Raw genomic sequence first — 23,255 nt, forward strand, 5'->3', positions numbered from 1 at the left:
CTGCTACAAATCCGGTTTGATAAACCGGAGTTTAGGAGCACCGTTTTCCCTTGTCTGATGAAACAGCATCCGGTTTTTAAAAAAAGCAAAAATTTACTTCATTGAATATTGAACCACAGCCCCGCTTTTAGCGGGGTTTTTTATTGCCTTCATTTATCATTGATAGGAAACACCATGACACGACAAATAAGCCCCCACGGCCTTGAAAAACTGAAACAATGGGAAGGCCTCAAAACCAAAGCCTATAAAGACGCTGGCGGCGTCTGGACAATCGGATATGGGCACACGGCAGCGGCTGGAACGCCCGCACCACATCAAGGAATGGTTATCACCGCTTCCGAAGCTGAAAGCATTCTCCTGAAAGACCTCACGCAATATGAAGCGGCTGTCGAGAACAACGTCAATGTGAAGCTCAATGACAACCAGTTTGCAGCTCTGGTATCGTTTGCTTTCAACGTCGGCATCAATGCTTTCAAAAGTTCGACGCTCCTTAAAAAACTCAATAAAGGCGATTTTGATGCGGTTCCGACCGAATTAATGAAATGGATCAAAGCGGGGGGCAAAAAGCTTCAAGGCCTTGTCAACCGGCGTCGGGCAGAAGGGTATCTGTGGATGGAGGGGGCTTATGTCGCTTCCAAAGATGTCGTGCCGGAACAAAAAACTGTTCATCCGGTGTTGAAACCGGAAGTGATCGGGCCGGTTATCAGCGTCGCTTCCGGCTTGACTGGTTTTGCCACCGGTTCAGGACCGTTCCAATGGGCGTTAGCAGCCGTCATGGTGATCGGCGTTGCAATCGGCAGTTTCTATTTCATCAAACGATTGAGAGAGGCGGAATTATGACCACACTCGAACGCCTGTCAATCACCATTGCCGTCATCATTGTTGTTATTCTTGCCGCCGCTTCCGGCGGTATTTTTATCGGGCAACGATTGGAAAAACAAAAGTCGTTAAAGGCTGCAATCACTGCCTTTGAAAATTCTCACGAGGTTGAAAATGAAGTTGAAGCTCTTACTCCTTATCAGCGCTGCCTTGCTGTTGGCGGGGTGCCAGACCAATGCAAAATTTTCCTGCGCGGGTTGGACAAAACCGCCAAAGGTGAATGACGCGCCGCGTCTTGTCGAAACCGAACCTGCAATCACCAAATGGATCATCTCGACCGACCGTTTCGGGCAAAAACAGAAATGCTGGAAATGAAAAACTTCTTAACCTTATGCCAATAGGCATTCATTAAAAGTCGATAAATTGGCGGCAAGTTGATATCGATGTTTTTACACGATTTGTCGAACAATCCGGAAGAAAACATCTTACGGACAACTAAAGCAATTTTCCGGCTAAAGCCCGATCACCAGTTTTATAATAAAATATGAAATGCGGTATTTCGCAGTTTCCAATAAATATCATAGATGAAAAATTCCGCCGGCATTCTATCTCTCGGAGAATTACAAACCAGTTCGACTTATTAAAGTTCTACTTGCCCCTCTCTGTCGACACAACTTGCGCCCGCCTATCATAATATTCGCCGACTAACTTATTAGCGCAAATAATATTTGAATAACGGCTCGCGCCTTTCATGGAATAATCAAATGTCAGAAAATAATCCCCCTCCCGACTGGCTTGCCTATCTTGTCAGGTTCGGACTTCTTGCTCTTGCCGGTGCATGTGGCAGTTTTTTAAGCCAGCTTAATGGCGCGCCAAAAAAATGGCCGCAACGTGTAATGGAATGGGTTGGCGGTGCTCTGTGCGCTATTTATGGCGCCGAGCTTGCCGCCAACGCACTCTATCATCTGCTCGATAAATCCGACCTTATTGACGGTTCCTATGCCGTTCCGGAAAAATTCCTTGGCCTTGCCGGTTTTTTATGCGGTGCTTTGGGTGTCGCAGCTATTGATATTGGAATAGGATTTTTGAAAAGAAAATTCGGCTCCTGAAACAGTCTTGTCCATTCTGTTCCATTCACCGTTTGAAATCGGTACTTTTCACGAACATATCGGCTTTGCTGCCTATCAATACAAAGGAAGGTGGATAAGCGTATTCCAGCGCGACGGGTTTCCTCTTCCGAATATTTTGCTTGCTAAAACATTGCCGAAAAAGCAACGCGATTGCAATTTTTCAATCAACTTTTCCGCCGATACCGTTGAACCGGCCAAATGCAAAATCCTGTCGGCTTGTTGACCGTTGTTTTTCGTCTTTCATAAGGGAAAATTGCAGCTTGAACAAATAGCGCGTTACAGAAACATGCACTTATCAGCATGAGATGAAAGTTTTATCACACATTACCGGATTTGAGGGTTCCCGCGCGCATCACGAAATCGAAAATATAATCATAACGCAAAAATAAACCGTAAAAAATAAACACAGAAACGTTAAAAAAATAAACGGCAAACAAATAAAGAACAGTCGATCTATTCAATCGGCAATTTCGGTTTCCACCCCCGACCATAGCCGACAGACATAGCGGAAGCCGCAACTTCAATTTGGTGAATAAGCATTTTCCGCTCATCAAGCAAAGCTCTAATGAGGGCTTTTGCATCCCCGTCATAGGCTGCAATGAGGCCATCAATATCGTCTTCACAACTATCTTTTGAAACAGCTTTGCTCACTTTACGCGACTCCATTTTTGTTCTCGTATTGTTCTTATTTTTCTAAAAAGAGTCAATGAAAAAATCGTTGAGACCTATAGTCCGAACGAAGCTTTCATGTCGTTTATATGCGGTCAGCGAGTTGCAGGTTCAACCGGTATTTTTATTTTACGCTAAATCAGAAATCCGCTTTTTTAATAAATCTGTTTTCCGGCTATCGCAAATTTCTGTGACATTTTTTATGAGCCTGCCGCAATAAAACCAATACCGGCAACGAGTTTTGCAGTGGCTCATACCCGGTTCCGGTTTGCTTGGATTTGCGCTGTTTTCCTGAATTTCCGGATAACCTCGCGGGGGAAAAAGAAAAATAATTGAAACTATCGTCCGTCTTGAAAAACATGAAGCAATCGCCCATCAGCAATCTCTTCCATCACAAGCTTCCAAGGATGATTTTAGAATATCGGCGGTAGAAAGAATAAGTTTCATGTCCATTCCTTTTATTTGGAAAAATCCGAAATGTTCATAAAACCTCTTGGCTTTTTCGCCCACTCCATCAACGACAATGGCGCGGAAAGCAACAAGCAGGGAAGAGGAAATGACCAAAAGAAGGGTATTCTGGAAAAGCGCAGCCCCTTACCTTGGTGATGTCTATCAACCGCCATCTTACACGTAGTGTTATAGAGTGAGACCCCTATTTATTACCGAATCACCAGTCATTCCGGCTGCAACTACAACTAACTAGAAACATGTTATTATAAGCTCGGCATGTCACCTTCAACTTATGCTTTTCCATTAGAATTTTAATAAAAATATCCGGTCGTTCTGGTGAGCGTTTTATTCGTGCACGGGCATTTTATTCGAGCGCGGCTGAGACTTATGAACCCCGACTTTTAAAACAATTATAGATGATAAAATCACACGCAAAGCATGATTGTTTTTTGATGTTTTAAAGTCTGAAAACTCGACATTTTGTCGTTTTAAATAATTTTTGATGAAAAATGGTCGGAGTGAGAGGATTTGAACCTCCGACCCCCTCGTCCCGAACGAGGTGCGCTACCAGTCTGCGCTACACTCCGACTAACTGGTGTTGGCGGGCTTATACCGTTATGACAGACTTCTCGCAAGTGTTTTTTAAAAAAACCCGCTCAACAATTATTCATTTCGTGTTTGTTCCCCCCTCCTCCTTGGCTCTCAATCACCTTTTCCTGATCTGTTTCACCCATATTGGCTCCCTTCCCCTCGCCCGCCAGCGTTTTTATTATGCTGATTTGAAATATTTTTCGTCAAAGCAAGAGATTTTTCCGGTGGCGCGACGGGTGGTGCCGCTTTAAAAAGTTGTCTTCCCACCTCTCGAAACTTCTGTTGCAAGTTTGACCGGTTTTTTCTTTCTTGACCAGTTTTTCCCCCCCACCGTTTTGTGAACATTTCGGGGCTTTTTCCGTTTATCTGGTCGGGCAAAGATCACGCCGACGAGCGCCGCCGAAGGCCGGTTTAAAAAATATTTTCCGGTTCTCATAGCTATAAACTTGTCGCTTGGAGAAGCGCTCGACTATTATCGGTCTTCATTTTAATGGTTTTATTATTTTTTATACGACGGGCGGCATTGACTTGACCTAAACCCTTGAAAAGCGATAGCAAGAATATGCTTTTTAAGTTCAAGCCGGAAAAGAAAAAATGGCCGAAAAAATCATCAGTTTCATTATGAGTGGCGGCGTTGGCACCCGCCTTTGGCCATTATCGCGTGAAGATTTTCCAAAACAGTTTCACGACCTTTCCGGCAAAGGCTCGATGGTGTCCGGCACTGTCAAGCGCATGAATGCACGGCCAAGCGGCCACGGGCCGATTTTTCTGATTGCCTCGGAAGCCCATGAATATCGTTTGCGCCATGATATTGCCGGTTTGCCATTAAATGGCGGACGCCCGATTTTTGAACCTTTGGGGCGAAATACGGCGGCGGCGGTTGCTTTGGCAACAGCAATCACACTTGCCGAATATGGCGACAAGCTCATTCTGGTTGCCCCGTCTGACCATGAAATTTCAACCAATGACGATTTTTGGAAAACCATTCATGAAGGCGAAGAAGCCGCAAGAAGCGGCCGCATTGTCGTTTTCGGAATCCATCCGGACAAGCCGGAAACCGGCTATGGCTATGTCGAAACAGGACAGGAAAAAAACGGCGTTTATGACGTTATCCGCTTTGTTGAAAAGCCGGATGTTGAAACGGCCAAAAAATATTTGCAGTCGGGCAATTTTTTATGGAATTCGGGAATATTCCTTTTTTCCGCAGCAACTATGAAAAAAGCCTTTCTTGAATTCCAGCCGGAAATCTGGAACAAGACGGTCGAGGCGCTGAAAAGCGCCCATACAGACATATCGGGCACATGGCTAAATTACGAGCATTATGCGGCCATACCTTCTGACTCAGTCGATTATGCCATTATGGAGCATGTCAAAGACATTGCGCTCGTGCCTGCCCGCTTTCACTGGAATGATCTCGGCTCGTGGCAATCGCTTTTGAACCAGCAATCAAGCCCCACACCGCCTGATGAAAACGGTAATGTGATTATTGGCGATGTTGTGGCAATCAATTGCCATGGCAGCTATTTGCGCTCGGAAGCGGGGTTACTATCGGCTGTCGGGCTTCATAATATGGCGGTTGTTGCGACAACAGACGCAACTTTTGTAGCCCCCGTCAAAGAAAGCCAGAATGTGCGCGACGTGGTGGCAACACTTGAGAAAGCCGGAAGGCTTGAAACCAAATTCACCCCCGCTGCCGATAAAATACCGCAAAGTGGCGCTTATCTCACCCGTGTCGAGCATTGGCTTTTTGATGAAGCGCTGCCGCTTTGGTCAACCCGCGGGGTTGATGAAAAAGGCGGTTTTTATGAAGCCTTGGGCTTTGATTCCATGCCGGTATTGCGCGCCAAACGCATGCGCACGATGGCGCGCCAGATTTATGCTTTTGCCATGGCCGGTGAAATGGGCTGGGACGGTCCTTATAAAGAGCTGATCGACCACGGCCTCGAATTTATCGGCAAAAATGGCAGAACAGACCGTGGCGGTTGGGTTTTGCAGATTTCACAAGATGGCAAGGTTCTTGACGCAACCGAAGACAGTTACGATCAGGCTTGTGTGTTACTGGCACTTGCCCACGCCCATCGTGTCGGCAATAAAAAAGCCTTGCCGCTTGCTATGGAAACCTTCTCTTTTATCGACCTTCATCTTGCCGATAAAAATGGCAAAGGCTTTTTTGAAAATGCCAAAGGCGACGGAGAGAAAACATTTCGCCGTTCCAACCCGCATATGCATTTGTTTGAAAGTTTCATGGCCTGGTATGATGTGACAGGTGATAGAGATTATCTTGAACGGGCAGAACGCATTGTCGATCTTTTCAAGGAACATTTCTTTGATGAGGATAGCTGGACACTTGCCGAATATTATGACGGGAACTGGCAAAGAGCGGCTTCACCTGAAGGTGACATTTGCGAACCCGGCCACCATTTTGAATGGTCGTCGCTGCTTGTCGATTTTTCCAAAAAAACCAATGACCGCAGTGTTATAAAACTTGCCAAAAAGCTTTATGCCTCGGCCATTGCCAATGGTTTGAACCGCAAAACGGGACTTGCCTATAACACAATTTCGCGCCACGGAATGCCAATCGACACCAATTCGAGAAGCTGGCCGCAAACCGAAGCGATCAAAGCAGCGCTTGCGCTTGATGGCAATGACGGGCCGGATCTGAAACCTGAAATAGAAGCGCGTGTAGGAAGGCTTTTCCGGTGGCATATCGACGCCGCCCCCAAAGGTTTGTGGATTGACCTCATATCGGAAAACGGCCGCGCCATTGCCGAAGATGTTCCGGCTTCCATTTTTTATCATATGATAACGGCTTTGACGCAATATCGGAAATTTGCCCAACATTGGAAACTGGCTTGAAAGCTCGCCGGTCAGTTCCTTAAAATCTGCCCTGCCCCGTTCTACGCCGTTCATAATTTTTGTGTTCGCCCATCGAAAACAGGGGCAAGAATTGCCGCGTTTAAAACCCGCACAATCCGGTTTAAAACAGAAACGCGCAAAACCGGCAATCAATCAAACAATAAAAAACCCGTCCGGTTTGTGTAACGGGCGGGCTTTTATCGGGGTTCTGGAGTTTGAATATTTTTAAAAGACCTATCAGCGCCAATCGGGGCGCGGATGCCAAGGTCTTGGACCGCCATGGGGACCATGTGGTCCGAAATGCGGGCCATAATAGGGCGGCGGGGGCGGAGGTGGTACAGGATAGAAGTGCCGGTGCTCGAAATGGCGCCGATGCGGCGGATAGCGGTGATGATAGCGGTCATAATGATGATGACCCTCGTCGATGATGATGACAGGATAAACATCGGCCTTGGCAGAAAGTGCACCACAAAGCGGCACTGTCATTGCAAGGCTTAAAAGAACAACAATCAGTTTTCTCATGTGAGATACCCTTTTAACGATTCTTGGAACACACCTTACGCTTTGTTAGCTGAACTTATCCTGAACCTTTTGTTAATCTCCCGTTCATCTTCGCCTTGACGAGAAAAAACCGATAAACCACTTCCCGAAAAGGCACACATGCTTCCCGAAAAGTGGCTCAAGCGGCTCCTGAAAAGTCCCACATGTTTCCCAAAAAGTGGCTCAAGCGGTTCCTGAAAAGTCCCACATGCTTCCCAAAAAGTGGCTCAAGCGGTTCCTGAAAAGTCCCACATGCTTCCCAAAAAGTGTGAAACGGTTTTTGGTGAAGAAGCATGTGAGAAAGAAGCACGGTTTTCGGCAAAGAGCCGCGTGAACAAAAAAATCGCGGTTTTTGGTGATGCATCATCGTGGAATAAGGAGTTTTTTTTAACAAAAATGTTTCAATGACTGGTTCGCTTTACAACCGGCAGAGACAAGAAAAACCGTTTGCTGGCGCGCTACTTTGAAGACCGTTTCGAGCGGTTGATAGTGGAAAATTGCCGGAAATAACAACTAAACTATTGAAAAACTTCTGTCGATAGTCCCGCTTTTCTCCCGTCAAAGTAAAAATTGATTGCAAAAAAATCAATTCGAGTATTACGATGATCGCACGGGGGAACGGACTATGAAATATATTTTACTGCTCTTCATTTTTTTCACAGCCTTATTTCCGGAACTTGCTGCGGCAAATACACCGTGTTCAGGCCGGAAAGGCGGCATTTCCCATTGTGTTGGCAGAACCTTTATCTGTAATGACGGTTCAACCAGCGCATCGACCAAAGATTGTTCGGCCTATATGGGGGGCGGTGCAACAAACCGCCAATCTCTCGAAAGCAGCCCGTCTCTCATGGAACCATCAACGGGAAATTGTTCTTGCCGTTCGGGAACCTATTGCGTTGGCCCCAGAGGTGGACATTATTGCTATTCCGATAGCGGGCAGAAAAGCTACCTTCCCCATTGAAAGCAATTTTGCAAATATGAAAAATCCCGAAAACCGGTCGCAAAAATTGCGAAAAGCCGTGAACCAAACACTTTTTAAAAAGGCCGTTCGGCGCCCAAGCCGATTGTTTTAGAGTATTCATCGGCCGCATCCGATATATTCTAGGTTTTTCCCGCGCTACGATCGTCTTTGAAACTTCGCAACCTTTCCGAACCGCAAAAAATTTCTGTCGAATGCGTGACCGCCTTTTTTATGCCCGTGGGGCTTTAACGCACGGGCATTGTTGATTTATAACCGTTCGCAAATGGCGGTGCTTGCAAGCACCTCACTTGCCTTCACTATGCCCGCAGGGCTTTTTCAAGCGCACATTGTTTTGAACCAGTTTTCGCACACAAATGGCGGGTGATTGGCGTTAGGTGCTCACTCGCCCTTGATACGTTTGAACGCTTCATCCAGGCCGCCGGTGAGCGCTTCTCTGCCACCATGATCGGTAAAATATTGGGAGACCAGCTCGTTCGTGCCTTTTTTGGTCGAATATTCGGCTTCCAATTTAGTAAAATCGGGCTTCTCTACTTTACGTGCCTCGTCGGCAAGATTGCCAAACATAGAGGCAAGAAACGGTGCCGACTGGCTTTCATCAAGCCCGTTTTTTACGAACCAACGGTTTGCCGTTTCGATGAAATTGAAATAGACACCCATCAGAGAGCCGGCAGTCATCATCAAAGCAAACTGGCTTTCATCCTTGACGGCAATTGCCCCACCCATCGCATTGAAGATTTTCTTCAATTCCGGATTGTCGGGATAAATTGCTGTAACGCTTTTCGCTTCGGCAACAAAGGGATGCGGCACGGCGCGAAAAACCTTTTTGCCAATCCATTTTTCGGTCTCGGTTGCCGTTGCCATGGCAATAACCGAAATAACTGTTTTTGCTTTAGAAAAATCGAGTTTTTTCAATTCTTCTTCGGCAATCTGGCTTCTTAAACAAATGAAAACATCATCGCTCCGGTCAATCACATCCTGATTGTCTTTGCCGATTTTCACCTTGTCAAAGCGCTTTGAAAGCTCTGCCGCGCGGTCGGCATTTCTGGGTGAAATCGTGATTTGTTCAACCGGAAGATTGCTCTTCATCAAGCCTTCCACCATGGCCGAGGCAATGGTTCCTGTACCGATAAAACCTAGTTTCATTTGTCTCTTTTAACCTCGCAATTCAGGATCGGGCCAAGCCAGCGTTCGACTTCACTCACCGGCATTGCTTTTCTTTCGGCATAATCTTCAACCTGATCGCGTTCGACTTTGCTCACCGACATTGTTTATTAGATTTATGACCGTTCGCAAATGGCAGGTGATTGCTTGCAAGCACCTCACTTGCCTTCACTATGCCGGCGGTTTTTTTCAAGCGCACATTGTTTTGAACCAGTTTTCGCACACAAATGGCGGGTGATTGGCGTTAGGTGCTCACTCGCCTTTGATACGTTTGAACGCTTCATCAAGGCCGCCGGTGAGCGCTTCTCTGCCACCATGATCGGTAAAATATTGGGAGACCAGCTCGTTCGTGCCTTTTTTGGTCGAATATTCGGCTTCCAATTTAGTAAAATCGGGCTTCTCTACTTTACGCGCCTCGTCGGCAAGATTGCCAAACATAGAGGCAAGAAACGGTGCTGACTGGCTTTCATCAAGCCCGTTTTTTTCAAGCCAACGGTTTGCCGTTTCGATGAAGTTGAAATAGACGCCCATCAGAGAGCCGGCAGTCATCATCAAAGCAAACTGGCTTTCATCCTTGACAGCAATTGCCCCACCCATCGCATTGAAGATTTTCTTCAATTCCCGATTATCCGGATAAATTGCTGTAACGCCTTTGGCTTCGGCAACAAAGGGAAGCGGCACGGCGCGAAAAACCTTTTTGCCGATCCATTTTTCGGTCTCGGTTGCCGTTGCCATGGCTATAACCGAAATAACTGTTTTTGCTTTAGAAAAATCGAGCTTTTTCAATTCTTCTTCGGCAATCTGGCTTCTTAAACAAATGAAAACATCATCGCTCCGGTCAATCACATCCTGATTGTCTTTGCCGATTTTCACCTTTTCAAAGCGCTTTGAAAGCTCTGCCGCGCGGTCGGCATTTCTGGGTGAAATCGTGATTTGTTCAACCGGAAGATTGCTCTTCATCAAGCCTTCCACCATGGCCGAGGCAATGGTTCCTGTACCGATAAAACCTAGTTTCATTTGTCTCTTTTAACCTCGTAATTCAGGATCGGGCCGAGCCAGCGTTCGACTTCGCTCACCGGCATTGCTTTTCTTTCGGCATAATCTTCAACCTGATCGCGTTCGACCTTGGCAACGCCGAAATAATAGCTGTCGGGATGGGAAAAATAAAGTCCGGCAACCGACGAACCAGGCCACATGGCATAACTTTCGGTAAGTTTCACACCGGTATTTTTTGTCGCGTCAAGAAGCTCGAACAATGTGCCCTTTTCGGTATGATCGGGCTGTGCGGGGTAGCCCGGAGCCGGACGTATACCGCGATAATTTTCGGCAATAAGGTCTTCCTTGGTCGAATTTTCATCGGCCGCATAACCCCAATAAACCTTGCGAACGCGTTCATGCAGACATTCGGCAAAAGCTTCGGCAAAACGGTCGGCCAGAGCTTTGACAAGAATGGAAGAATAATCGTCGTTTTCGCGTTTGAAACGTTCGGCAATTTCTTCCTCGCCAAAGCCGCTCGTTACCACGAAACCGCCAAGATAATCCGGTGTGCCGACAGGAGCCACAAAATCGGCCAGAGCAAGATTGGGCTTTCCCTCGCGCCGCTGCAATTGCTGGCGCAAAGTGAAGAAGGTTGCCCGCTCGTGTTTTCTTGTCTCGTCTGTATAAATGCGGATGTCGTCACCAACGCGGTTTGCCGGCCAGAAGCCGATCACCGCCTTCGGATGGAACCATTTTCCGGCAATGATTTTTTCAAGCATTTTTTGCGCGTCATCATAAAGCTGGCGGGCAATTGGCCCTTGCTTTTCATCATCAAGAATTGCCGGAAAACGCCCGCGCAATTCCCAGCTCTGGAAAAACGGTGTCCAGTCGAAATAGGTCGAAAGTTCGGCAAGATCCCAATCGTCGAATTTTTTGACACCGAGAAATGTCGGCTTGACCGGTTTATAATTCTTGAAATCGAGTTTCAGTGCATTGGCGCGCGCCTCATCTAATGAAACGCGGGTCTTTTGTTGTTCGCCCTTTTCATGGGCGGCGGCAAGCTTGGCATATTCCTCACGGATTTTTTCGATTGTCGCCGTTTTTGTTTGCGGGGAAAGAAGCGATGAAACAACCCCCACGGCCCGACTTGCATCAAGCACATAGACACTCTGCCCGCGGTGATATTGCGGATTGATCTTGACGGCCGTGTGAACGCGGCTTGTTGTTGCTCCGCCGATCAACAAGGGAATATCGAAGCCCTGACTTTCCATTTCATGGGCAACATTGACCATTTCATCAAGCGAAGGTGTAATGAGGCCGGAAAGACCGATTGCATCGGCCTTTTCACGCCGTGCCGCGTCGAGAATGGTTTGTGCCGGAACCATTACCCCAAGGTCGATAATCTCGTAATTATTGCAGGCAAGCACAACGCCGACAATGTTTTTGCCGATGTCGTGAACATCACCTTTGACAGTTGCGAGAATAATTTTGCCCGCACTCTGGTGGCCTTCACCACCGTTTTTACGCTTTTCCTCTTCCATATAGGGAAGAAGAATGGCCACAGCCTGTTTCATCACGCGGGCGGATTTCACCACCTGCGGCAAAAACATTTTGCCCGAACCGAAAAGGTCGCCCACTACATTCATACCGGCCATGAGCGGCCCTTCAATGACATCAAGCGGGCGTTCGGCTTTTTGGCGTGCTTCTTCCGTATCAGCGTCGATAAATTCGGTAATGCCGTTCACAAGAGCATGTTCAAGGCGCTTTTCCACCGGCAATTGTCGCCAGCTCAAGTCTTTTTCCTTTTTGACACCGCCACCGGCCTTACCGCGATATTCTTCCGCAAGAGCAAGCAGGCGCTCGGTTGCGCCAGCGTCTTTATTGAGGATCACATCTTCACAGGCTTTTTTAAGCTTGGGTTCGATTGTATCGTAAACGGCCAATTGTCCGGCATTGACAATGCCCATATCCATACCGGCGGCAATTGCCCGATAAAGGAAGACCGAATGCATCGCCTCGCGAACCGGTTCATTGCCACGGAACGAGAATGAGAGATTGGAGACCCCGCCGGAAATATGGCAATAAGGCAATTTTTTGCGAATTTCTTTGGTCGCTTCGATAAAATCGACGGCGTAATTATTATGTTCGTCGATACCGGTTGCAATGGCGAAAATATTGGGGTCGAAAATAATATCTTCAGGCGGGAAACCGACCTTGTCGACCAGAATTCTATAAGCCCGTTCGCAGATTGAAACCTTGCGTTGCTCGGTGTCGGCCTGACCTTTTTCGTCAAAAGCCATCACCACAACCGCCGCCCCGTAACGGGAAGCAAGTTTTGCGTGTTCGATAAACTTTTCCTCACCCTCTTTCAAGGAAATCGAGTTGACGATGGATTTTCCCTGCACACATTGAAGACCGGCTTCAATAACTTCCCATTTCGATGAATCAATCATGATGGGAACACGGGAAATATCAGGCTCGGCGGCAAGGAGATTTAAAAATTTGCGCATGGCCGCAACGGAATCAATCAAGCCTTCATCCATATTGATGTCGATAACCTGTGCACCGTTTTCCACCTGATTGCGCGCAACATCGAGAGCGGCGGTATAATCATTATTGGTTATGAGTTTGCGAAACCTTGCCGAACCCGTGACATTGGTGCGTTCGCCAATATTGACGAAAGGAATGTCGTGGGTGAGTGTAAACGGTTCAAGACCCGACAAATGCAAAAGCTTTTCCTGCGGCTTGGGCTTCCTCGGTTTGAACGGTTTGACCGCCTCGGCAATAGCGCGAATATGGTCGGGCGTGGTCCCGCAGCAACCGCCGACGATATTGATGACACCTTCACGCGCATATTCCTCAAGCTCTTTTGCCATAATTTCGGGCGTTTCATCATAACCGCCAAAGGCATTGGGCAAACCGGCATTCGGATAAACACAAACCAGTTCTTCGGTATTGGCAGCAATTTCCTTCACAAGCGGAAGCATGGCCTTTGCGCCTAACGCACAATTAAGCCCGACAGAAAACGGCTTGGCATGGGCAACCGAATAAAGAAAGGCTGTTGGCGTCTGCCCTGAAAGTGTGCGCCCCGACATATCGGTAATTGTGCCGGAAATCATAATCGGCAATTCGATATTTTTTTTGGCAAAAACTTCTTTTGCGGCGAAAATAGCCGCTTTGGCATTGAGCGTATCAAAGATGGTTTCAATGAGAAGCAGGTCAACACCGCCATCAATCAATGCATTGATCTGCTCGCCATAGGCAATACGCAATTCATCAAAGGTAATGGCACGAAAACCGGGATTGTTGACATCGGGCGAAATCGACGCGGTCTTATTGGTGGGGCCAATGGAACCGGCAACAAAGCGCGGCTTGCCGTCTTTTTCTTCGGCCTGCAAGGCTGCGCGGCGCGCAAGACGGGCGCCGTCACGATTAAGCTCGTAGACCATATTTTCCATGCCATAATCGGCCTGCGCAATGGTGGTTGAAGAAAATGTGTTGGTTTCCAGAATGTCTGCACCCGCCAGAGCATAGCGCAAATGGATGTCTTCAATGGCTTTCGGCTGGGTCAATGTCAAAAGGTCGTTATTGCCTTGAAGAGCACAGCTACAAGCCACAAACCGTTCACCACGAAAATGTTCTTCATCAAAATGGAAAGACTGGATTTGCGTTCCCATCGCGCCGTCAAGAATAAGAATGCGCTCGCGCGCCAATCGGCGCAATTCTTCCGAACGGTTTTTCGGCTTTTCTGTTTGACCGAACAATTGTTCTACAGGATTTGATGTTTTGCCAGAGGCTTTCTCTTCACCGGAAGATGACTTTTCGACAATATGAGACATAGCGGGGGAACCTTTCATATCAGCCGGTCATGAGTGACATAAAGAAATCTTTATGTCAATGAATTCCAAGAATAGAAATAAAAAACGCCGGTATAAACCGGCGCCTTTTTAATAAAACTTTTTGTGATCGTCACCGGACAAAAATACCGATAGAGCAAGCGACACACAAAACTGACAGAATTATCAAAATAAGATAGGCTTTTTTCTTGTCGAACAGAATTGCAAAAGCAGAAAACCAGCCCATGACACCGGCACTTAAAGCAAACATAAAACCGGCGCGGTTCATGGTAACAAGATGGGCAGCCATCAGACCGCCAATAATCAACGCACCAAAAACTATTATAAGACCGGTTGCGAACTTCTCATAATCGTCCATAATCAATCCTCTTCAAGCGGGCTTGCAATTATCCAGAAATCGAAGTCCGGCTACTCAATGTTACTTTTCCTTCTAACGCATGAAAGACAAAAACAAAATGTTTTTTTCGTTCATGCCGCTTCAGCGATGCGCCTAACGACGAAGTTTTTTTCATGGAACCGTTTTTCCTCTCCCAAGCTCTTCGTCGTTAAAGCTATTATACCCTATTTATCGCAGAAGCTATTATGAGCAACACCGCTTATCTTGAACAAACCGGAATTGCCAAACCGGAATTGCCAAGCCGGAATTGCCAAACCGGAATTGCTCGTTAGCTCTCCCCTTCTCATGCTTTTCAATTTTCCGGTTGAAAAAACGACTCTATATGGCGGGGCAATTTCCACGGGCTGACTGCAATCAAATCATAGCGCAGCCGCAATTTTTTAGCGTCGGACTGGCGTGCGAGAAAAACATTTGCCGCCTTGTCAATGCGCTTTCTACTTGGTTGTTTGACTGCTTCCATCGCCTCTTCAATGGTGGGACGCGCTTTTACTTCGACAATGGCAATAACATTGCCACGCCGTGCTATAATATCAATTTCACCGAAATAGGTTTCAAACCGGCGTTCGGCAATGTGATAGCCTTTCAGTTGCAACCATAAGGCTGCAACTCTTTCAGCATAAATGCCATACCAATATATGTTTTTCTTGCGTCTTCTTGTTCCGAGCATCATCACAGAAGAAAGATACATGCTTTTTTCCATGTTATCTTCTTTAAAATGACGATTTATACAGATTTAAAATGAGGATTTAATAAAGGGATCTTTGATAATAAATCGTGCCATATAAAGTTCCTCCCCTTTGTTCAACAAACAAACGAGTAGAGCTTCCGACTATCAGAATATAAAGAGCCTGCTTTTAATATTAACCGGCTTTTAGCGATAACAGGCGTTTGTAAAGTTCCGTTTTTTTGTGTCCGGTCATTTTGGCTGCTTCAGCGGCGGCTTTTGCTGCGGAAAAATCTTTCGCAAGTTCGACCAGAAGCTTGTCGATTTCTTCCGTGTCGAATTTTTCCTGCTGTTTTGATGGCGGTTCGACAATTATAACAATTTCGCCACGTATTTTTTCGCTATCATTATAGCGTTCATGAAGCTCGGAAAGTGGAGCGACATCGACTGTCTCGAATTTTTTGGTCATTTCGCGACAAATTGCGCCGCGGCGATCTTTCCCGAAAACATCAACCATATCAGCGAGAGTTGTTGAAACACGGTGCGGGGATTCGTAAAAAATCAATGAAGCGGGAATGGACGCGAGTTCTTCAAGACGGGCTTTTCTTTGCATGGACTTTGTTGGAAGAAAGCCGGAAAAGAAAAAACTGTCGGTTGGGAGACCTGTTGCAATCAATGCTGTCAAAGCGGCAGAAGCACCCGGAACGGGCACAATTTTGATATTTTTTTCGCGCGCCTCGGCAACCAGCCGGAAACCGGGGTCGGAAATAAGCGGCATACCGGCATCGCTCACCAGTGCGACCGATTGGTTATCTTCGAGAGCGCCGAGAAGTTTTTTACCTGCTTCCTCGACATTATGTTCCTGATAAACGATCGGCTTCTGGTGGATACCATAACGGTCAAGCAAGATGCGTGTCACTCTGGTGTCTTCGCAGGCAAGCACATCGGCAGCGGCAATTGTTTCTATTGCCCGCAATGTTATATCACCGAGATTTCCTATCGGTGTTGCCACAAGGTAGAGCGCCGGTTCAAGGGCGGGTGCTTCATAAGCATTCGCCCCGATGATATATTTCCTGTCTGTCAAAAAATTGTCCTACAACATTGAACCTGTTGTCTTGAGTTTGCGGTGAAGTCCAAAGGCTTCATCAAGAATATGCGGAGTCTGGCCGCCAACCGTTTTGCAAGCACGATCAAAATAATCGCGCAATACATCGCGATAGTCGGGATGGGCACATTTTTCGATAATAAGCGGCGCACGTTCACGTGGTGCAAGACCGCGCAAATCGGCATAACCCAATTCTGTCACCAGAACATCGACATCATGTTCTGTATGATCGACATGGGCAACCATTGGCACAACCGAAGAAATCTTGCCACCTTTGGCAACCGATTTTGTCACAAAAACCGAAATATAGGCATTTCTCGCAAAATCGCCCGACCCGCCAATACCGTTCATCATATGGGTGCCGCCGACATGGGTCGAATTGACATTGCCGTAAATGTCGAATTCAAGAGCGGTATTGATAGCGATAATACCGAGTCTGCGAATAATTTCCGGCAAATTGGATATTTCTTGCGGCCGCAAGATCAGCCGGTCCTTATAGTGTTCGATATTGGGGAAAACACGCGCTGCACATTTATCGCTCAATGTAATCGACGAAGCGGATGCAAAATCGAGTTTACCGGCATCGAAAAGCTCGAATGTCGAATCCTGCAAGACTTCGCTATACATCCGTAGATTATGGAACGGACTATCCACAAAACCGGTCAGAACCGCATTGGCAATCGTGCCAATGCCCGCCTGAATGGGGCTTAATGTCATATCCATGCGCCCCTGATCGACTTCTTTCAGGAAGAATTCGGTCAAATGGCGGGCAATGGCATTGGTCGCATCATCGGCCGGCAGGATCAATGACGGGCTATCCTGCACATCGGAAATAACAATCGCCGCGATCTTGTTTTTGTCAACTTTGATCGACGTCGTACCGATACGTGTATCCGGCTCCAGAACTTCCACCGGTTTGCGATTGGGGCGCGGGGATGGAATATAAATATCGTGAATACCTTCTATTGCCGGATTAACGCTGGTATTAAGCTCGATGATAACCTGATCGGCACCCAAAGCAAAACTTGCCGAATTGCCCACCGAGGTGGTTGGCACAATCGAGCCATCTTCATGTATGATCGCCGCTTCGATAATGGCGATATTGACCGGTGGTAACTGGTGGGCGCGCAATTGTTCAACCGTTTCGGACAAATGTTCATCAATAAACATGACCTCGCCGCGATTGATCGCCGCTCTCAAAGTTGTGTCGACCTGAAATGGCATACGACGGGAAAGTACACCTGCCTCGCATAACAGCTTGTCGGTGTCATAGCCCAGTGAAGCCCCTGTCAGCAGGGTAATTTTAAAGGGGTGTTTTTTTGCCCGTTTGGCCATTGCGTGTGGAACAAGCTTGGCATCTCCGGCGCGGGTAAAACCGCTCATGCCAACGACCATACCATCTTTGACAAGGCTTGCCGCCTCTTCTGCCGAGACGATTTTTTGTCTCAATTCCGCACTTTGGATCCGGTCTTCAAACATTCTATTCTCCCATTTCTCCACAACAACAAAACGAGCCCCGCTCCGCTCGACTTTTTGTGGCTCAAGTAAAATTTTCCAAACTTTATGCTATCAAGCCTCTTCCATTTCTTTCAAAATATTCCTTGCCGCTTCCAGAGGATTATCAGCTTTGATAATCGGACGGGCAACCACGAGATGACTTGCACCGGCTCGAATAGCTTCCATCGGGCTCATAACACGTTTCTGATCGCCTTTATCTGCCCCTTTCGGGCGGATACCGGGGGTGACCAGAGCCATATCAGGACCGATAATAGCGCGTAACTTGCGGGCTTCGGCAGCCGAAGCAACAATACCGCCCATTCCTGCCAAACGCGCGTCTTTTGCCCGCTTCAGCACCAATGTTTCGGCATTGTCGGAGTAACCGGCAGCTTTCAGATCAGCGTCATCCATGGAGGTGAGCACGGTCACACCGAGAAGACAAAGATTGCTTTGTCCTGCTGCGGCGACTGCCGCGCGCATCGCCTTCGGATAAGCGTGGATTGTCAACATATCGACACCGAGTTTGACGATATTTTCAACCGCACTCGCAATCGTATTGTCGATATCCAGAAGTTTCATATCAAGGAAGACTTTTTTGTTTGCCGCTTTGAGTTCACGGGCAAATTCAAGCCCGCCTGCAAACAATAATTGATAGCCTATTTTATAAAAGCTGATGGTATCACCCAATTGATTAACCAGCTTTTCTGCCTGCCGAATATCGGCCACGTCCAATCCGACGATCAACCGATCTCGCATAACACTTGCCATCAATTAAACTCCATTCCCATTACATTCAGAAAGTCCGGAACATCCGCAACCAACTGCAACAACAGTTTTATTCCGGATAGGTTCCATCCGGAAGCTCCTTATCAGGCATAAGCTGAAAGTACAACTTCCGACTTTCTATTATCTAACGCAATTACGCGTTTATATACCGGCATAGCAGGCATATAGATAAATTATTTCCTCCCGTTTTGGAAATCACGTTCCGCTGTTCTTCAGTTGCGGTATCGGAATATTGACAGTGCCGTTTCCCGTGCTGACATCGGTTTTCTGCCTTGTGACAGATTCGACAGCAGCTTTGGCATCATCGGAAATACCCGAATTGTCGCCAAGTCCGGTTGCGCCCAGAAGCCCTTTTGCCTTGGCATCATAATAATAGCCGCGGGCGTAAAGGCGCACAGCCTGCGCTTCATCCCCTTCGGCAACCTTGTAGGCACCGGCCAGATATTTCACGGCAAAGCGCAAATTCGTCTCGGCATCGAGAAGCCCCTTCGGGTCGCCCTGATAGCCCATGCCCTTCGCTGTCGGATGGCTGATTTGCATCAGACCGAGATAGGGGCCGTTACGAATATTGGGATTGCCGTTGCTTTCACGTTTGACAACCTGCCTCACAAGCCTTTCAGGCACATTATAGGCCAACGAATATTTGGAAATCAGCTCTTCCACTTGCGGACTTGCATGGGCAAGTTCGACAGGACCGGAAGGCGCGGAAAGTGCCGCAGGATTGGCTGCCGCCTCTTTGGCAGGAGCTGCGGGATTTGCTTGTTTGCCGTTAAAAGAGAGTTCCTTGAACACGGGAACGGGAATTTTCTTGTCAATCAGATAGCCGTAAGATAACGGCGTTGTCATTGTTCCGACCCGTGCTATCGACTTGGTCGCATCGGTAAGTTCGGCTTTTGGCTTGTTCTCATTGGTACAGGCGCCCAAAAACCCTGTTAGTACAATAATACTGCCGCTGACAATCAAACGTCGTTTAGTCATGCACCACCCGTTTTTATTCAAACTTATGCAAACTTTTTTCAAGAAAGCCACAAAATCACGGCTGTCAAAAACGCACATACTCTGTACACAAAATGCGTTCCGGCGTGTATTAGCCAATTTCATGGCAATCCTGTGACCAAATTGTCATTTTCTGGTCAATCATACCGAAAGTCCTTGAAAACCTGTGGTTTTACAAGGAATAATTCCGATATGAACGACACTTTGAAACGTAAAATGCGTTTCAAAATGACATCTAGGCACATCAGTTGCAAAGTCAACCTAGCACAACTTGTTCGACTTGGCAAAACATGGTTTACGATAGGTTACTTGCGAGCTTTTCGGCAATTTCCCGATAGAGTTTGGAAAAAGTGCTTTGTGGTTTTGCAATATAGACAGGTGTGCCCGCATCCGACAAAGCTCGAACATCCGGATCAAGCGGGATTTCACCCAGAAACGGCACTTGCCGGTGGTGGGCTTCATTGCGCGCCCCGCCGTGACCGAAAATGTCATAGCGTTTGCCGGTATCGGGGGCGATAAAATAACTCATATTTTCTATGACACCCAGAATCGGCACACCGACCTTGGTAAACATTTCGATTCCCTTGCGCGCGTCAACCAATGCGAGATCTTGCGGGGTGGAAACGATAACCGCACCGGTTAACGGCACTTGCTGGGCGAGTGTCAATTGCGCGTCGCCGGTGCCGGGTGGCATGTCGACCACCAAAACATCGAGTGGCCCCCATAAAACATCCCGCAAAAATTGTGTGACCGCCGACATCACCATCGGCCCGCGCCATACCATCGGGCGGTCTTCGTCAACAAGAAAACCCATCGACATCAATTTCAAGCCGAATTTTTCAAGCGTTTCCAGCTTGTTGCCTTCAACAGCACGCGGGCGCTGGTTGATAAGGCCGGTCAGTCTCGGCAGTGACGGCCCATAAATATCGGCATCCAAAAGCCCCGTTTTAAAGCCTTTATCGGCCAGTGCCAAAGCCAGATTGATAGCAGTTGTCGATTTGCCAACGCCACCCTTGCCGGATGCGACAGCAATAATATGTTTGACACCTTCAATCGGCTGTTTTTCACCAACACCGCGACCAACATGCGCATGCCCCGACTGCGCAACAACTTTTTTAGCACTTCCGGCGTGGCTTTCGCTGCCATTCCGGCTTGTCTCCTGACCGGTTCCGCCTTTTTTCTCGGCTGTCAAAGTAACAATAGCCGCTTTGACACCATCAAGCGCCTCGACCACTTTCTGCGCAGCCTGTCGCATCGGCTCCAGTTCCTGCGCACGTTCATCCGGCACAGTTATCGAAAAAAACACTTTGCCATCGGAGATGAAAATTTCCGAAACAAGGCCGAGCGAAACAATATCGCTTTCAAAATCAGGCCCTTTGACCTTTCGCAACTCATCAACAACATCATCGCTTGTGATATTGGACACGAACTTTTCCTTCCTGCAAAATTGCTGGATTTTTCTCTTTCCTATCGCGGTGACAAGCCTTCGGTCAACCGGCTAATGGGCAGTTTTGACGGTTTTTGTATTGGCCGAAATATGGCTCGAATTCTTGTCGGCCAACCATTTGACAATAATGTCGCGGTCACGCTCGCCTATCATATGGTCACTATCGACCATCACATTATCAACCTTGGCAGAATTTTTATGGAACAGGGCCGATAAAGCCGGTTCAAACGGTGAATAAAGCGCGTCCTTTTTGCCCGAAATAATCAGGACTTGTGTTTTCGACAAATCCTCGCGCGCCGTATTATCGAGAATAGGCATTGAACGCATAAGAATGGCACGGCGCACAAGATCGGGATGGCGCATCATAATAACGGCCAGCAAATTCGCGCCATTGGAATAGCCGACAAAAGTCACCCGCGACAAATCATAATTTTCATCATCGGCAAGCCCGACGAGAAATTTTACCAAAGCATCGGCTTCGTGAACAGCATCCTGCTGGTCGAACTTTGTCGGTGTAATTTTTCTGAACCAGCGCGTTTCACCATTTTGCACAATGCGCCCGCGAATGCCGACAAGTGTTGCCCGTGGCCATATCGGGCGGGCAAAGGACAATAACGAATTTTCATCGCCGCCCGACCCGTGAAGCAATATAACCACCTCGCCGGATGGATGATCGGCACGGTCAATGCGCATATGAAAATTCTCTAAACGCTTCAATCCGGTTTCGGTCGCATTATTCTGCTGCATAAAAATTCCTCTATTTCGCGCATTATTGGCATTATTGGCGTTATTGGCGTTATTGGCGTTGTTGGCGTTATTTCCGTTAAACGCTTTTATATTTCCGGTAAACGTCCGGTCATTCCCGTTCAATGTCGCTCTTTGAAGCGGTTTTCCGGCTTCCGTCTCTGTGTCGCGCCCGTTTTGGAGCGACAAGGCGACCTTCCCGTTTTCCGCTTTTTGCATAAGCGCATTGACTTTTATAACGTCCGAAGATTGTTTAATTTCGCCCGATTTTGCCACTTGACGAGCTTTCCCGCCTTCAACAGGCACAACTCTTCGAGCAGACTTTATCATGCGGGCTGTCTCTGTCTTTATTTGCTCGGATTTTATCCGCTCACGCCCGATTGCCGAGATTATTGCATTTTCATTTTTCGTATCATTTCCGGTTTTCGTTTCATTATTGACCGGATCATTATTGACCGGAAGCGCCAATTTTTCCGCCCCCTCCCCCCATGAGGACGCCATTGCATCGCAAATGAAATTTGCCAATGCCAGAAGAAAAAAAGCAACAATAAAACCGAACCCTTTTGTCATGAACACGATTATGAAAAAAACCCTTTAACAATTTATCAATATAAGGAATGGAAGGCCTTCCGGCAAAACAATTAGGGGTGATAAGGTCGTTTTCCCGCACCTTTCAGGCCAAGCTTTGCAAGTTTGCAACGGGGGCAAAACCGGCTCATATCAAGCTGCTTTGCCATAGCCACCCTATTCGCCTGCTCGTCTTCACCGGTTTTGATGAAAATGTGCCTGCCTACCCGCCCCATAGCCACCCTATTCACCTGTTCAACTTCACCGGTTTTGCTGAACACGGGCTTGCCTACCCGCCTCCGGCAAAAAACGCCGCCGCCTGTTTTTTAAAGCGCCGCCCGCCTGTTCTATTATGCCTGTTCTATTATGCTTGTTCTATCGGGCTTCACTGTTCCGGTTATTTGAGGGTTTTATCCCCTTCACAAGGCCGTTTCCGACAATACCATTTCCGACAATTCCATTTCCGCCAATTCCGGCCCCGACAATACCATTCCTGACAATGCTATGCCTGTCTTTGCCTGCCTTTGTCCGCTTTTGCCTGTCTTTGCCTGTCTTTGCCCGCCTTCAATTGTCTTTCATTATCTTTGATGACGATTGCCGGTTTTAAAATAAGAAAAAATAGTGGCGCTTTAATAAAAGTAACCAGCGGGCACTTTGCCCTTACGCCACAGCACTTTTTCGGTTCATCATTGCGATAAAAATTCTATACGGGCGGGTTTATTTTTCTTTGCCGAAATGCAGAACCAGACCAATTCGCAACGCTTCAATACACAATAAATCGCGCAAGATTCCATCATCCAAATCGAAGCTGTCATTGTATGAATGAAAATTCTCGACCGACCTTTCGACCTCGAAAACGCCATTGACCGGAAATTCAAATGATTTATTTTCCGATGAAAGATATTGACGAATCGTAGAGATCAGCCGTTGCATATCTGTGCACTGTTCATTCATCCCGATACCCGATATACTCTATATAACAAATAGCAATCATAAGTTGTTTTTTGTTTGAATACAAC

General features: G+C 47.3%; 22 protein-coding genes and 1 tRNA gene. 6 read left to right on the forward strand and 17 right to left on the reverse strand.

The features are described from left to right. Positions 1-174: 174 nt before the first annotated feature. The 4 genes from H3S94_RS10275 to H3S94_RS10290 all read left to right on the forward strand — a co-directional run bounded on the left by H3S94_RS10275 (position 175) and on the right by H3S94_RS10290 (position 2,172). Positions 175-840 carry a lysozyme gene (locus H3S94_RS10275; RefSeq protein ID WP_198240974.1) on the forward strand — a complete coding sequence of 222 codons (666 nt, stop codon included), beginning with the start codon at positions 175-177 and terminating at the stop codon, positions 838-840. Beyond that, the gene (locus H3S94_RS10280) at positions 837-1,103 is read left to right on the forward strand and encodes a hypothetical protein (protein ID WP_198240975.1); all 267 of its coding nucleotides are present in this window, start codon (positions 837-839) and stop codon (positions 1,101-1,103) included. The genes H3S94_RS10275 and H3S94_RS10280 overlap by 4 nt, the downstream gene beginning before the upstream one ends. Before the next feature lie 480 nt (positions 1,104-1,583). Next, positions 1,584-1,928, forward strand: a complete 345-nt coding sequence (locus H3S94_RS10285) for a hypothetical protein (protein WP_077993281.1) — start codon at positions 1,584-1,586, stop codon at positions 1,926-1,928. Positions 1,929-1,935: 7 nt separating this feature from the next. Next, entirely contained in the window at positions 1,936-2,172 is a 237-nt protein-coding gene (locus H3S94_RS10290) for a hypothetical protein (RefSeq protein ID WP_077993282.1), read from the forward strand. Between the two features lie 230 nt (positions 2,173-2,402). On the opposite strand, the gene H3S94_RS10295 is transcribed toward H3S94_RS10290, so the two are convergent. After that, positions 2,403-2,615 carry a hypothetical protein gene (locus H3S94_RS10295; RefSeq protein WP_075914034.1) on the reverse strand — a complete coding sequence of 71 codons (213 nt, stop codon included), beginning with the start codon at positions 2,613-2,615 and terminating at the stop codon, positions 2,403-2,405. Between the two features lie 963 nt (positions 2,616-3,578). Next, positions 3,579-3,655, reverse strand: a tRNA-Pro gene (locus H3S94_RS10300). Between the two features lie 598 nt (positions 3,656-4,253). On the opposite strand from H3S94_RS10300, the gene H3S94_RS10305 reads away from it, so the two are divergent. Next, on the forward strand, positions 4,254-6,515 hold the full coding sequence (locus H3S94_RS10305) for an AGE family epimerase/isomerase (RefSeq protein ID WP_198231550.1): 2,262 nt from the start codon (positions 4,254-4,256) through the stop codon (positions 6,513-6,515). A 237-nt stretch (positions 6,516-6,752) separates the two neighbouring features. Here H3S94_RS10305 and H3S94_RS10310 read toward each other — a convergent pair whose 3' ends face one another. Then, entirely contained in the window at positions 6,753-7,037 is a 285-nt protein-coding gene (locus H3S94_RS10310; RefSeq protein WP_198231551.1) for a hypothetical protein, read from the reverse strand. 643 nt (positions 7,038-7,680) lie between these two features. On the opposite strand from H3S94_RS10310, the gene H3S94_RS10315 reads away from it, so the two are divergent. Then, a complete protein-coding gene (locus H3S94_RS10315) occupies positions 7,681-8,016 on the forward strand; it encodes a hypothetical protein (protein WP_198231552.1) in 336 nt (111 codons plus the stop codon). A gap of 399 nt (positions 8,017-8,415) precedes the next feature. Here H3S94_RS10315 and H3S94_RS10320 read toward each other — a convergent pair whose 3' ends face one another. From H3S94_RS10320 to H3S94_RS10380, 14 genes are all read right to left on the reverse strand, one after another. Beyond that, positions 8,416-9,180: a pyrroline-5-carboxylate reductase gene (locus H3S94_RS10320; RefSeq protein ID WP_198231553.1), complete on the reverse strand. Its 765-nt coding sequence runs from the start codon at positions 9,178-9,180 to the stop codon at positions 8,416-8,418. Further along, the gene (locus H3S94_RS12020) at positions 9,177-9,302 is read right to left on the reverse strand and encodes a hypothetical protein (RefSeq protein ID WP_255520168.1); all 126 of its coding nucleotides are present in this window, start codon (positions 9,300-9,302) and stop codon (positions 9,177-9,179) included. The genes H3S94_RS10320 and H3S94_RS12020 overlap by 4 nt, the downstream gene beginning before the upstream one ends. A gap of 148 nt (positions 9,303-9,450) precedes the next feature. Then, positions 9,451-10,215, reverse strand: coding sequence for a pyrroline-5-carboxylate reductase (locus tag H3S94_RS10325; RefSeq protein WP_198231554.1), 765 nt, complete (start codon positions 10,213-10,215; stop codon positions 9,451-9,453). Beyond that, positions 10,212-14,015 carry a methionine synthase gene (metH, locus tag H3S94_RS10330; protein ID WP_198231555.1) on the reverse strand — a complete coding sequence of 1,268 codons (3,804 nt, stop codon included), beginning with the start codon at positions 14,013-14,015 and terminating at the stop codon, positions 10,212-10,214. Before metH ends, H3S94_RS10325 begins: the two co-directional genes overlap by 4 nt. A 130-nt stretch (positions 14,016-14,145) precedes the next feature. Next, a complete protein-coding gene (locus H3S94_RS10335) occupies positions 14,146-14,391 on the reverse strand; it encodes a hypothetical protein (RefSeq protein WP_077993300.1) in 246 nt (81 codons plus the stop codon). 331 nt (positions 14,392-14,722) lie between these two features. Next, positions 14,723-15,130, reverse strand: a complete 408-nt coding sequence (locus H3S94_RS10340) for a YraN family protein (protein ID WP_246786472.1) — start codon at positions 15,128-15,130, stop codon at positions 14,723-14,725. Between the two features lie 160 nt (positions 15,131-15,290). Continuing rightward, a complete protein-coding gene (rsmI, locus tag H3S94_RS10345) occupies positions 15,291-16,178 on the reverse strand; it encodes a 16S rRNA (cytidine(1402)-2'-O)-methyltransferase (protein WP_198240976.1) in 888 nt (295 codons plus the stop codon). 9 nt (positions 16,179-16,187) lie between these two features. Further along, positions 16,188-17,678 carry a succinate CoA transferase gene (locus H3S94_RS10350; RefSeq protein WP_077993302.1) on the reverse strand — a complete coding sequence of 497 codons (1,491 nt, stop codon included), beginning with the start codon at positions 17,676-17,678 and terminating at the stop codon, positions 16,188-16,190. A gap of 90 nt (positions 17,679-17,768) precedes the next feature. Further along, positions 17,769-18,464 (reverse strand): orotidine-5'-phosphate decarboxylase, encoded by a 696-nt coding sequence (gene pyrF, locus H3S94_RS10355; protein ID WP_198231558.1) that lies wholly within the window; start codon positions 18,462-18,464, stop codon positions 17,769-17,771. Between the two features lie 213 nt (positions 18,465-18,677). Then, positions 18,678-19,460 (reverse strand): lytic transglycosylase domain-containing protein, encoded by a 783-nt coding sequence (locus H3S94_RS10360; RefSeq protein WP_198240977.1) that lies wholly within the window; start codon positions 19,458-19,460, stop codon positions 18,678-18,680. A 313-nt stretch (positions 19,461-19,773) separates the two neighbouring features. Beyond that, positions 19,774-20,904 (reverse strand): Mrp/NBP35 family ATP-binding protein, encoded by a 1,131-nt coding sequence (locus H3S94_RS10365; protein ID WP_198240978.1) that lies wholly within the window; start codon positions 20,902-20,904, stop codon positions 19,774-19,776. Positions 20,905-20,976: 72 nt separating this feature from the next. Next, positions 20,977-22,239: an alpha/beta hydrolase gene (locus H3S94_RS11945; RefSeq protein ID WP_246786489.1), complete on the reverse strand. Its 1,263-nt coding sequence runs from the start codon at positions 22,237-22,239 to the stop codon at positions 20,977-20,979. Positions 22,240-22,310: 71 nt separating this feature from the next. Further along, positions 22,311-22,517 carry a hypothetical protein gene (locus H3S94_RS10375; RefSeq protein ID WP_198231561.1) on the reverse strand — a complete coding sequence of 69 codons (207 nt, stop codon included), beginning with the start codon at positions 22,515-22,517 and terminating at the stop codon, positions 22,311-22,313. Positions 22,518-22,953: 436 nt separating this feature from the next. Further along, positions 22,954-23,190, reverse strand: a complete 237-nt coding sequence (locus H3S94_RS10380) for a hypothetical protein (protein WP_198231562.1) — start codon at positions 23,188-23,190, stop codon at positions 22,954-22,956. Positions 23,191-23,255: the final 65 nt, after the last annotated feature.

It is taken from the genome of Bartonella sp. B10834G3 (assembly GCF_016102505.1).
Classification (GTDB): domain Bacteria; phylum Pseudomonadota; class Alphaproteobacteria; order Rhizobiales; family Rhizobiaceae; genus Bartonella; species Bartonella choladocola.